Origin of the sequence: Sulfitobacter sediminilitoris, from assembly GCF_010667575.1 — a bacterium.
Lineage (GTDB): Bacteria > Pseudomonadota > Alphaproteobacteria > Rhodobacterales > Rhodobacteraceae > Sulfitobacter > Sulfitobacter sediminilitoris.
Genome location: NZ_JAABNT010000001.1, coordinates 1 through 11,427, shown reverse-complemented (window position 1 = coordinate 11,427; position 11,427 = coordinate 1). Strand labels below are relative to the sequence as shown.

The following is an 11,427-nucleotide window of genomic DNA, read 5'->3' as shown; positions in this document are numbered from 1 at the left end:
CAAGTGACCTTGCCGCCATGACACTAGATATTGACTGGGTCCGTGCCCAATTCCCCGCGTTCTCCGAACCATCGTTGCAAGGACAGGCGTTCTTTGAGAACGCCGGTGGCTCCTACACGTGCAAGCCGGTGATTGACCGGCTCTTCCGCTTCTATACCCAGCGCAAGGTACAGCCCTATGCGCCCTACGAGGCCAGTATGCTTGGCGGGCAGGAAATGGACGAGGCCCGCAACCGCATGGCAGCAATCCTCGGCGTCGCACCCGATGAATTGAGTTTTGGTCCGTCTACGACCCAGAACACATATGTGCTGGCCCAAGCCTTTGGTCAGATGCTGGAACCGGGTGAAGCGATCGTGGTCACCAATCAGGACCATGAGGCCAATACTGGACCTTGGCGTCGGCTGGCGGACCTTGAGATTGAGGTACGCGAATGGTGCATTGATCCTGTTACAGGGCACCTGAACCCGGACGACCTGGAAAACCTGCTGGATGAAAAGGTACGGCTGGTCTGCTTTCCGCATTGTTCAAACGTGGTGGGGCAGATCAACCCGGTGGTCGAAATCACGGCGCTGGCCCATGCGGCGGGTGCTTTCGTCTGTGTCGATGGCGTGTCCTACGCGCCTCATGGCTTTGCGGATGTGGGCGCGCTTGGCCCGGACATCTACCTGTTTTCGTCCTACAAGACCTTTGGGCCGCATCAGGGGCTCATGGTCATTCGGCGCGCCTTGGGTGAACTGCTGCCAAATCAGGGGCATGTGTTCAACGCAGGCACTCTTTACAAACGGTTCACACCTGCCGGACCCGATCATGCGCAGGTGGCGGCCTGTGCCGGGATGGCTGACTACGTTGACGCGTTCTATGCGCACCATGTTGGCGGTGACGCAGACCCGGCAGAGCGAGGAGCGTCAGTGCATGATCTGATGCGTGCACATGAAACAGCGTTGCTGCAACCGCTGCTGGATGCCGTGAAATCCCGAAACTCTGTCCGTCTCATTGGTCCTGCCGAGGCTGCGGGCAGGGCACCCACTGTGGCGCTGGCGTTGAACCGTGAGGGCGAAGCGGTTGCCGCAGACCTTGCAAAGCATGGGATCATGGCAGGCGGCGGCGATTTCTATGCTGGCCGGGCGCTCAAAGCGATGGATGTCGACATGGACAAGGGTGTTCTGCGGCTCAGTTTCACGCATTACACTTCGAAGGCCGAGATTGACCAGTTACTAAATGCCTTGGATGCAGTTTTGTAGCCGGGATCACTTGATTGCCGCGCCGTTGCCCTAAGTCCAAGGGGAACAAAGACAAAAGGCAATAAGATGAGTGATACTGCACCCGTTCTGATGTGGTTCCGCCGCGATCTGAGGCTGTCGGACCATGCGGCACTGACAGCGGCTTGCGAGGCCGGGCAGCCGGTGATCCCGGTCTTTATTAACGATCCACTGGTTGAGAGGTTGGGAGCCGCGCCAAAATGGCGTCTGGGTCTGGGAATTGGCGCGCTGGCTGAGAGCCTTGAGGACAAAGGCAGTCGTTTGGTTCTGCGGCGGGGCGATGCATTGGAGGTCTTGCAGGATCTTATCGCGGAAACAGGGGCGGCGGCGGTCTTTTGGTCCCGGCTTTACGACCCGGATAGTGTTGATCGTGACGGCAAGATCAAAGAGACCCTCAAAGATGCAGATATCGACGCACGGTCCTTTGGCGGGCATCTAATGTTCGAGCCCTGGACGGTCGAGACAAAGACCGGTGGCTACTACAAGGTCTATACGCCGTTCTGGAATGCGGTGAAGAACGTCGGCGTGGATGCGCCGCGCGCGACACCATCAAGCATTCCTGCGCCAGAAAGCTGGCCTCACAGCGACGACCTGGACAGCTGGCAGATGGGGGCGGCGATGGACCGTGGTGCCGATGTTGTGCGGCCGTTCGTGCAACTGGGTGAGCAATCGGCACAGGCCCGTCTGGGCAGCTTCATGGCGCATGGTGTCGCGGGCTATAAGGACAACCGGGACATCCCCGGTATGGACGGGACGTCGAACCTGTCCGAAAACCTTAGCTTGGGTGAGATCAGTCCACACCAATGCTGGCACGCAAGCCAGCGGGCCTTGGATGAGGGCAAGGCAGGGGCTGAGACGTTCTTGAAAGAACTGGTCTGGCGCGAGTTTGCCTATCACCTGATGCACCACACGCCACGCATTCTGGATCGGAACTGGCGCGAGGAATGGGAAGCTTTTCCGTGGAACGAGGACGCCCGGAAGTCCGAAGTCTGGGCGTGGAAGAAGGGGCGCACTGGTATACCGTTCGTCGATGCCGCAATGCGCGAAATGTACGTCACGGGCCGCATGCACAACCGCGGTCGCATGATTGTAGCCAGTTATCTGACCAAGCACCTGCTGACCCATTGGCGGATCGGGATGGAATGGTTCGAGGATTGCCTGATTGACTGGGATCCGGCCAGCAACGCGATGGGCTGGCAATGGTCTGCTGGCTCTGGTCCCGATGCCACACCGTATTTCCGGGTTTTTAATCCGGAAACCCAACTGGATAAATTCGATAAGAATCGCGACTATGTAGGCCGCTGGATTGCTGAACGAAAATCCAGCCCGCATGAGGACGCGCTGAAATTCTTTGAAGCGATCCCGCGCCACTGGGGGATGAAACCGGATGATCCTTATCCGTCACCGATTGTATCACCCTCCGAAGGACGCAGCCGCGCCTTGGAAGCCTATGAAAACCGAGACTTTTAAGAATTGTACATCGGGGCAGACAGTCTAAACTGTCCAAAAATCCACGGGGAGTGGGACATGATCTTGACCAGCACCGAGGGGCAGAAAAACCTGCCTCGGTATTTTGCCCGCGTGTTCGATACGGCAAAGCAGATGCAGCACGGGCGCATCGATTTCAAGCTGCCCGACGGCCGCGTTTTTCGGGCGGAGGCCGCAAAGCCGGGGCACGTGGCTGAACTCGATATTCACAGCAACGACCTGTTCGCCCGTTTGATCCGAGAGGGCGATCTGGGGTTCTGTGACGCCTATCTGGACGGCGATTGGTCCACGCCGGATTTGCAGGCGTTCATGGATCTTGTGCACGACAAGAACGAGACCGTCTATGACGGCTTTCCCGGTATGGGACTGGTGCGCCGATTTGAACAGTTACGTTTCTGGCTGCAGCGGAATTCCAAAAGCCAGGCGCGAAAGAATATCAGCTATCACTATGATTTGGGGAATGATTTCTACGGCCTGTGGCTGGACGATACGATGACCTATTCCTCGGCCTTGTTCGAAAAGGGCGCGCAGCAGTCGTTGGAGGCTGCGCAGACCGCCAAGTACAAGAGCATGGTGGATCAAATGGGCGTGGAACCCGGGGATCATGTGCTTGAGATAGGATGCGGTTGGGGCGGCTTTGCCGAATACGCCGCCAAGGAACGAGGGCTGAAGGTTACCGGTCTGACCATTTCTGAAGAGCAGTTTAAGTATGCCAAAGAGCGCATTGAAAAAGCAGGACTTTCAGGCCAAGTTGATTTTAAACTTCAAGACTACCGCGATGAGCGGGGTCACTATGACGGGATCGCCAGTATCGAGATGTTCGAGGCTGTGGGCGAGAAATACTGGCCCGTATATTTCGACACTGTCCGTGATCGGCTGAAGCCCGGTCGTGCGGCAACCTTGCAGATCATCACGGTGGATCACGCACGCTGGGATGTCTATAAACGCGGTGTTGATTTCATTCAAAAGTATATATTCCCCGGGGGGATGCTCCCGTCTCCTAAAGTTTTGCGTGAACAGGTGGAGCGCGCTGGACTGGTCGTAGACAAGTCTATCGAGTTTGGCAAAAGTTATGACATAACGCTGCGGCGTTGGCACGAGACGTTCAATGACAAGTGGGATCAGATCACCGCACTTGGTTTTGACGAACGCTTTCGGCGGATGTGGAATTTTTACCTCACTTCCTGCGCTGCGACATTTGACAGTGGAAATTGCGACGTGACGCAGATTACCATCAGGCGACCCGGCTGACCGGGTGATCTGAGGGAGCAGAGCTATGCCCACCGCTGCACGATTGATGGCTGCGATTTGTCTGGCAATCGTCGCTTGTATTATTTCGTTCATGGTCATGCCGCTGATGCCGGAAAGCACGGATTTCGGCTATTTCGTGCCGCTTAACATCGTTCTGGGATTGCTTGTCGGGTGGATCGTCATGGGTCGGCGGGCAGGGCGTGGCACCACTGCTGCCATCAACAACGGGCTGACGGGGGTTTTTGTCCTCATGCTGTGGGGCATCGGGGTTCAGGCCATCAACGAAATGATGCGACTGGCGATGCGCAATCGCTACGATGGCCCGTTCGAGGCGATTGTCGCGATTTTCAAGATCGGGGCAGAGTTCGCGGTGATCATCGCAACGGTTGAAATCGGCATTGCCTTGCTGATCTCGGCGGTGATCAGCGGATTGCTGACGGAGTTTGCAAGCAAGCGGTGGCGTTAGCCTCATGAAAAACCTGTTTTTCTACGGGACCTTGCGCCATATCCCCTTGCTTGAGGTAGTTATGGGGCGCCCGGCTGACGAGCTGCAGATCAAAACTGCGCAGCTTTCGGGCTATGCCGTCTCTGCCGTCGCGGAAGGACCCTTTCCAATGATCTCAGAGCAGGCGGGCGCTTTGGCCGAGGGTGTTCTGGTAGGCGGGCTGTCGGACGTGGACATGGCGCGTCTTGATTTCTACGAGGGCAGCTTTGCCTATGATTTGCGCCCCGTGACGCTGGATGACGGACAGCTTGCAGAGGTATATGTCCCGCAGGCCGGTCTTTGGACCGCGGATGGCCCCTGGTCTCTGGCCAAATGGGAAAGTGACTGGGGTGAAATGAGCGTCATCGCGGCTGAAGAGGTCATGGGATACTTTGGCCAGCGCAGCCGCGATGAGGTCGCAGAAATGTTCCCGGTGATCCGGGCGCGTGCGTCTTCGCGCATTCGCGCGAGGTCGTCTTTGCATGGCGCTGATACGTTTGATGGCAAGATCGACGTGCGCGCGCGTCATCGACCCTATTCCTACTTCTTTGCGGTCGATGACTATAAGTTGCAGCACGAGAAGTATGACGGCAGCATGTCGGAAGTGTTGGACCGCGCGGTCTTTGTCGCCGCAGACGCTGCATTGGTGCTGCCGTATGATCCGGGACGGGACCGGGTGCTCTTGGTTGAACAGATCAGACTTGGTCCGATAGGCCGGGGCGACAGGACGTTCTGGCAGTTAGAGCCGATCGCCGGGCGGGTCGACCCCGGAGAGACACCGGAAGAGACCGCCAGGCGCGAAGCGCTTGAGGAAGCAGATCTTGAAATTGGCGCGCTGGAAAAGATCGCTGAGATTTATCCGTCACCCGGCACATCAACAGAGTTTTACTATACATATCTTGGGCTTGCGGACCTTCCTGACGATATTACGGGAACCAGCGGCCTTGAGACTGAGCATGAGAATATCCGGTCAAACTTGTTGTCTTTTGATGAATTGATGGACCGGGTCGATCGTTTTGACGTCGCCAATGCCCCCTTGGCGCTGGCGGCATATTATCTCGCACGGCACAGGGACCGCTTGAGGTCCGAATGGGTGAAAGATACACCAAGGACAGAATAACATTTCACAGTCCCGGGGGGCGCATATGCACGTCGCAACTGATCTGGCCGAAGCCATTGGCAATACTCCACTTATCAAGCTGCGCGGCCCTTCCGAGGCAACCGGCTGTGACATCTTTGGCAAGGCCGAGTTCATGAACCCCGGCCAATCGGTCAAGGACCGTGCGGCGCTTTTCATCATCAAGGATGCGATTGCCAAAGGCACGTTGAAACCCGGCGGTACGATTGTTGAAGGGACGGCAGGCAACACCGGTATCGGTCTGGCGCTGGTAGGGGCGTCCATGGGCTTCAAAACCGTGATCGTCATCCCTGAGACACAAAGCCAGGAAAAGAAGGACATGTTGCGGCTGGCCGGGGCAGAGCTGGTTCAGGTGCCTGCCGCGCCCTATCGCAATCCCAATAACTTCGTCCGGTACTCCGAGCGTCTGGCAAATGAACTTGCGCGCAGCACGAATGAAGGTGTGATCTGGGCCAACCAGTTTGACAACGTTGCAAACCGGCAAGCGCATGTTGAAACCACTGGCCCCGAGATCTGGGAACAGACAGGCGGCAAAGTGGACGGGTTTTGCTGCGCCGTAGGCTCTGGCGGTACTTTGGCCGGCATCGCGCAGGTCTTGCAGCCCAGGGGTGTCAAAATCGCGCTCGCGGATCCAGACGGGGCTGCATTGCACAGCTACTACACCACTGGAGAGCTGGCCTCTGAAGGCGGGTCGATTGCCGAAGGCATTGGGCAGGTGCGCATCACCAAGAACCTTGAAGGGCTGAAGCCCGATTTCAGCTACAACATTCACGATTCCGAAGCGCTGCCCATTGTGTTCGATCTGCTTGGACACGAGGGCCTTTGCCTTGGTGCATCCTCTGGCGTGAACGTGGCAGGTGCGATGCGTCTCGCACGTGAACTTGGGCCGGGGCACACCATCGTGACGATCCTGTGCGATTTCGGCACCCGGTATCAGTCCAAATTGTTCAATCCCGAGTTTCTGCGTGAAAAGGGCCTGCCTGTGCCTGGATGGCTCGACAAGGCGCCTGCTCAGCTGCCGAGCGTCTTTGAAGACGTCTGATGATCCGCTTGGCGCAGATAGCGACGGCATTTATCGCGTTTATGTGGCTGGCCGTATCGGCCGCGTCCGCGCAGGGCGAACTTGCCGAAGAGCTTGAGCGCTGGGGTACGCTCGCGAACCGTGCTGAGACTGCAGTCGATCTTGAGCAGGGCAGTGATCAGGTTTTTGAATCGCTGCGTGCTTCTATCGCTGACTACCGTGCCGACTTTGACGCCGCGCGTGACCTCAACAGCGCACGCATCAACACGCTGCGCGAACAGATTGCCGCACTTGGAACCGCACCCGAAGGCGATGGTGTCGCGCCAGAGGATCCGGAAGTTACCAGCAAGCGCGAAGAACTTACGCAGCAGCTAAATGCTTTGCTGGTCCCGGTCCAAAGGGCAGAGGCAGAATTCGTCCGCGCTGATGCGCTTATCCGGCAGATCGACCAGATCCTGCGCGAAAGGCAGGCGAACGAACTTGTGAGCGTGTCGCCAACGCCTCTGAACCCGGCAAACTGGCCAGCTGCCATTGACGATCTGGTGACCGGTGCCGAGCTGGTGTGGTCGGAGAGGCCAGAGAACGCAGACGCCCATAGCTGGCCTGAGCTGCGTCAAACGATCCCGCTTGTTTCTGTGCTGGCAGCCCTTGGTCTGGTTCTGATCCTGCGGGGGCGACGGTGGTCCCGACGGATCGTGCAGCGATTGCAGACAATGGGCGCACGTGGCTTCGGCATTTGGCGTTTTCTGGTCTCTCTCTTGCGGATCATTCTGCCCTTTGCAGGTCTTGTCCTGCTGGCGCTTGCGGCAATCAACACCAATCTTTTCGGTCCGAAAGGCAGTGAAGCGATCCTGACCCTCGCCATTTTGGGTGGGATCATGCTGGGTGTGCGCTGGGTGTCAGAGCGTGTCTTCTCCCGTGATGATGATGAGGCTCTGGTCCTTTTGCCGCCGTCCAAAAGGTCCGAGGTGCGGTTCTACGTCAGCCTGATCACCATCATGATCGTTATGGCGGAGTTGATGAGCCTGGTCCTTGAGGGCGGATATCCTGAGGATGCGTCCAAGCCAGTGCTTGTCTTCCCGTTCTTCCTTGTCTCTAGCATCGCTCTTGTCCGGATCAGCATGATCCTGCGTAGTTTTGACGATACATCACTTGAGGATGCGTCATTGGGTGAAGTGCGCGCAACGACATTCAGACGGGTCATTCGCAGTTTTGGAACAGCCGGTATCTTGGTCTCCACGATATCGCCATTGCTGCTCGCGGCGGGATATTTCAACGCGGCCGAGGCCCTGTTGCCGCCCTTTTTTATGACCCTTGTTATCCTTGGCTTGGTAATGGCCCTCCAAAGGTTCAGCGCGGATATCTATGGCGCCATCACGGGCAAGGGAGTTGAGGCGCGTGAAGCCCTGATGCCGGTCTTGATTGGTATGAGCCTGTTGCTCATGGTTGCGCCTGCGCTGGCACTGATCTGGGGCGCCCGGCTGACGGATCTGACAGAATTGTGGGCTGCGGTCGGACGCGGGTTTTCCATCGGAGATACCCGGATTTCGCCTTCAGATTTCATCGCTTTCGCAGTCATTTTCTCTATTGGCTACGCTCTGACACGGTTGCTTCAATCGGCGTTGCGGACCAACGTCCTGCCCAAGACCCGGATAGATGTGGGCGGGCAGAACGCGATTGTGTCTGGCCTTGGATACATCGGTATCTTTTTGGCAGGACTTGCCGCCATCACGGGCGCCGGCATCGACCTCAGCTCACTTGCGATCGTTGCGGGTGCGCTGTCCGTCGGTATTGGCTTTGGCTTGCAAAACATCGTCAGCAACTTTGTTTCTGGCATCATCCTTTTGATTGAACGTCCGATTTCGGAAGGCGACTGGATCGAGGTCGGTGGCCAGATGGGATATGTGCGCGACATCTCTGTCCGTTCGACCCGGATTGAGACGTTCGACCGGACAGATGTCATCGTCCCGAACGCCGATCTGGTGAGCGGTACAGTCACGAACTATACCCGCGGCAATACCATCGGCCGTGTGATTGTTCCTGTCGGGGTGGCCTACGGGACCGATACCAAACGGATCGACTCTATCTTGCGGGAAATCGCCGAAGCGCAACCAATGGTGTTGGCCTCACCCCCACCCAACGTGTTGTTCGTCAATTTCGGTGCCGATGCGCTTGAGTTTGAAATCCGGTGTTTCCTGCGCGATGTGAACTGGATGATGGCCGTCAAGAGTGACATCAACCATGCGATCGCGGCGCGCTTTGCGGAAGAGGGGATCGAAATTCCCTTCGCGCAGCGTGACATCTGGCTGCGCAATCCAGAAACACTGCAAGCGACGTCACCATCGGGTGAGTCCGAGACAGAGACGGCTGAGGAGCCAAAGACATGACCGGTTTGCTTTTTCGGGATGACGCTTATCGGCGCGAGGCCCCCGCGGTCGTGGATGGCCTGACGCCAGAGGGCGGCATCATTCTGGATCACAGTCTGTTCTATCCAACTGGCGGCGGTCAGCCGGGCGACTCAGGCTGGATAATCTGGGACGGCAATCACTTGCCCATCGCGACATCGGTCAAAGCCCAGGGCGACGCGATTGCGCTGGTCCCGGCAGAAGCTGCCAGTCTTCCGCCGGTGGGGGCCAGAGTGACCCAAAAGCTGGACTGGGATCGCAGGCACAAGCACATGCGCGTGCACACGGCATTACATCTGTTGTCCGTGGTGATCCCCTTTGGTGTGACCGGCGGCCAGATTTCAGCCACGCACGGGCGGCTCGATTTCGACATGCCAGACGCACCGCAGAACCGTGATGAGATCGAAGCAGCGCTCAACGAGCTGGTAACCAGCGATGCGCGGGTCAGCGAAGATTGGATCACCGGGCCTGAACTGGAGGCAAATCCTCATCTGGTCAAGACAATGGCGGTACAGCCCCCGAAGGGCGCGGGTGATATTCGTCTTGTCCGGATCGGTGAGGAAGGGGACTGGATTGACCTGCAGCCTTGCGGCGGCACGCATGTGGCGCGCACTGGTGAGATCGGTGCGTTGCGGCTTGGCAAGATCGAGAAAAAGGGTCGGCTGAACCGCCGCGTCTACGTTCACCTCGACAACTAGGGATGGGTTTCGGCGTCCTGCGGCAGCCCGCTTGTCACATGCGTAGATTGCTTGGAAAACAGACGATTTCCCTCTTGCAACTTGCACACACCCCACGCTACACCCCGCCACAACGGAGCGGTGGCCGAGTGGTCGAAGGCGCACGCCTGGAAAGTGTGTAGGCGGGAGACCGTCTCCAGGGTTCGAATCCCTGTCGCTCCGCCACCGACCCCTGCCTCTGTGAGGCTTCCCCCATTTAGTTGTAATTTCTGCCGTGATTCCGCGGGTTAGCGGTGCGTTCGCTGGCCAGAGACGGGTGCCGTGGCCAGCATCAACGCCATTTCTGCCAGGTGTCTATGAGGGGTGATGCGCGGGGTTCGGTTTTTGCGTGTTTTCCCTGGAAACAGGGAATTTACAGGGAAATAGTGATTTTTGGCAGTGTTTTGAGCCGATGTGGCCCTGTATTTATACCTATTTGCAATAGGTTAGGCTTGATTTCCCTGTTCTGATTTAACAGGGAATTAAGTCGCAGGTAACAGGGAAGCCGCTCGCTGATAACAGGGATTAAACTATCCAATAGGTCTTGTCAGAAAGATTCCGGTTGAGGCGGGCAGGGCGGCCTCGTAGCGTCTGAAGATGACCAAACCTAACCCTTTCAAGGGCTTTCAAAGCAGCCCGGAAATCATTCGCCTGGCGGTGATGTTGTACATTCGGTTCCCGCTGTCTCTCCGCAATGTTGAGGATCTGTTGCACGAACGCGGCGTCGAAATCAGCCATGAAACGGTTCGGTTTTGGTGGCGCCGTTTCGGCCCGATGTTTGCCTCGGAGATCCGCAAGCGCCGGATTGAGGGACTGCGATCCAGTCGATGGAGATGGCATCTCGACGAAATGTTCGTGAAGATCAATGGCGAACGCCACTACCTGTGGCGGGCCGTAGATCACGAAGGCGAGGTGCTCGAAAGCTTCGTTACCAAGAAGCGCGACAAGAAAGCGGCATTGAAATTCCTCAGGAAATTAATGAAGCGGCATGGCCGTCCACACGTATTCGTCACGGACAAGTTGCGTTCATATGGGGTCGCGCTGAAGGAAATCGGGGTGGCGGATCGTCAGGAAACCGGTCGCTGGCTGAACAACAGGGCAGAGAATTCGCACCTGCCGTTCCGACGAAGAGAGCGTGCGATGCTCCGCTTCAGGCGCATGCGAAGTTTGCAGAAATTCGCCTCAGTTCATTCCTCAGTGCACAACCATTTCAATCAGGAACGCCACCTATACTCACGAGAAAACTTTAAGCTGAACCGAAGCGCCGCTCTTGCCGAGTGGCGGAAGCTTTGTTCCGGGTAAGTTCAGGCTGTCTGCGGGAAACTGAGACCGGTTCGAAACGGTCTGACAGCACCTTGCGGCAAGATTATTTAGTATCCACGCCGTGGAGCAAACCCACCGACTTCCAGTCGGTTTCGCAGTGTGAATCGAGAAGCGGATGTCCTTACCCTCTGGAAAATGAGCCGCAGCCGGGTCGAAGGCTCATTTTCCAGAGGGTAAGGACATGCAATACGACACCGGCAGCCACTGCGTGGGTCGGTCTTGTCAGAAGGATTCTGATTGAGCTGGGCAGGGCGGTCTCGTAGCCTTTGCTCATGACAAAGCGCGACCCTTTCAAGTACTTTCACAGTAGCCCTGAAATTATCCGGCTGGCTGTCATGATGT

Annotated in this window: 9 protein-coding genes and 1 tRNA gene; all 10 read left to right on the top strand. The window is 57.3% G+C overall.

Features of this window, described 5'->3' with window-relative positions:
* Nucleotides 1-17 precede the first annotated feature (17 nt).
* The 10 genes from GV827_RS00050 (at nt 18) to GV827_RS00005 (ending at nt 11,064) form a co-directional block, all read left to right on the top strand.
* The gene (locus tag GV827_RS00050) at nt 18-1,241 is read left to right on the top strand and encodes an aminotransferase class V-fold PLP-dependent enzyme (protein WP_164351660.1); all 1,224 of its coding nucleotides are present in this window, start codon (nt 18-20) and stop codon (nt 1,239-1,241) included.
* A gap of 66 nt (nt 1,242-1,307) precedes the next feature.
* Nucleotides 1,308-2,729 (top strand): cryptochrome/photolyase family protein, encoded by a 1,422-nt coding sequence (locus tag GV827_RS00045; RefSeq protein WP_164351659.1) that lies wholly within the window; start codon nt 1,308-1,310, stop codon nt 2,727-2,729.
* A 57-nt stretch (nt 2,730-2,786) separates the two neighbouring features.
* Nucleotides 2,787-3,998, top strand: coding sequence for an SAM-dependent methyltransferase (locus GV827_RS00040; RefSeq protein ID WP_164351658.1), 1,212 nt, complete (start codon nt 2,787-2,789; stop codon nt 3,996-3,998).
* 25 nt (nt 3,999-4,023) lie between these two features.
* Nucleotides 4,024-4,464, top strand: a complete 441-nt coding sequence (locus tag GV827_RS00035) for a TrgA family protein (RefSeq protein WP_164351657.1) — start codon at nt 4,024-4,026, stop codon at nt 4,462-4,464.
* 4 nt (nt 4,465-4,468) lie between these two features.
* The gene (locus tag GV827_RS00030; RefSeq protein ID WP_164351656.1) at nt 4,469-5,602 is read left to right on the top strand and encodes an NUDIX domain-containing protein; all 1,134 of its coding nucleotides are present in this window, start codon (nt 4,469-4,471) and stop codon (nt 5,600-5,602) included.
* 25 nt (nt 5,603-5,627) lie between these two features.
* A complete protein-coding gene (locus GV827_RS00025; RefSeq protein ID WP_164351655.1) occupies nt 5,628-6,662 on the top strand; it encodes a cysteine synthase A in 1,035 nt (344 codons plus the stop codon).
* Complete coding sequence (locus GV827_RS00020; RefSeq protein WP_204325654.1) at nt 6,662-9,028, top strand: DUF3772 domain-containing protein; 2,367 nt, start codon at nt 6,662-6,664, stop codon at nt 9,026-9,028. Before GV827_RS00025 ends, GV827_RS00020 begins: the two co-directional genes overlap by 1 nt.
* Entirely contained in the window at nt 9,025-9,744 is a 720-nt protein-coding gene (locus tag GV827_RS00015; protein WP_164351654.1) for an alanyl-tRNA editing protein, read from the top strand. The genes GV827_RS00020 and GV827_RS00015 overlap by 4 nt, the downstream gene beginning before the upstream one ends.
* A 114-nt stretch (nt 9,745-9,858) precedes the next feature.
* Nucleotides 9,859-9,948 (top strand) — tRNA-Ser (locus GV827_RS00010).
* A 411-nt stretch (nt 9,949-10,359) separates the two neighbouring features.
* On the top strand, nt 10,360-11,064 hold the full coding sequence (locus tag GV827_RS00005; protein ID WP_164351653.1) for an IS6 family transposase: 705 nt from the start codon (nt 10,360-10,362) through the stop codon (nt 11,062-11,064).
* Nucleotides 11,065-11,427: the final 363 nt, after the last annotated feature.

Excerpts from the sequence above, each read along its gene's own strand:
- GV827_RS00015 (WP_164351654.1), top strand. The coding sequence starts at position 9,025 with ATGACCGGTTTGCTTTTTCGGGATGACGCTTATCGGCGCGAGGCCCCC.
- GV827_RS00030 (WP_164351656.1), top strand. The coding sequence starts at position 4,469 with ATGAAAAACCTGTTTTTCTACGGGACCTTGCGCCATATCCCCTTGCTT.
- GV827_RS00005 (WP_164351653.1), top strand. The coding sequence starts at position 10,360 with ATGACCAAACCTAACCCTTTCAAGGGCTTTCAAAGCAGCCCGGAAATC.
- GV827_RS00025 (WP_164351655.1), top strand. The coding sequence starts at position 5,628 with ATGCACGTCGCAACTGATCTGGCCGAAGCCATTGGCAATACTCCACTT.
- GV827_RS00050 (WP_164351660.1), top strand. The coding sequence starts at position 18 with ATGACACTAGATATTGACTGGGTCCGTGCCCAATTCCCCGCGTTCTCC.
- GV827_RS00035 (WP_164351657.1), top strand. The coding sequence starts at position 4,024 with ATGCCCACCGCTGCACGATTGATGGCTGCGATTTGTCTGGCAATCGTC.
- GV827_RS00045 (WP_164351659.1), top strand. The coding sequence starts at position 1,308 with ATGAGTGATACTGCACCCGTTCTGATGTGGTTCCGCCGCGATCTGAGG.
- GV827_RS00020 (WP_204325654.1), top strand. The coding sequence starts at position 6,662 with ATGATCCGCTTGGCGCAGATAGCGACGGCATTTATCGCGTTTATGTGG.
- GV827_RS00040 (WP_164351658.1), top strand. The coding sequence starts at position 2,787 with ATGATCTTGACCAGCACCGAGGGGCAGAAAAACCTGCCTCGGTATTTT.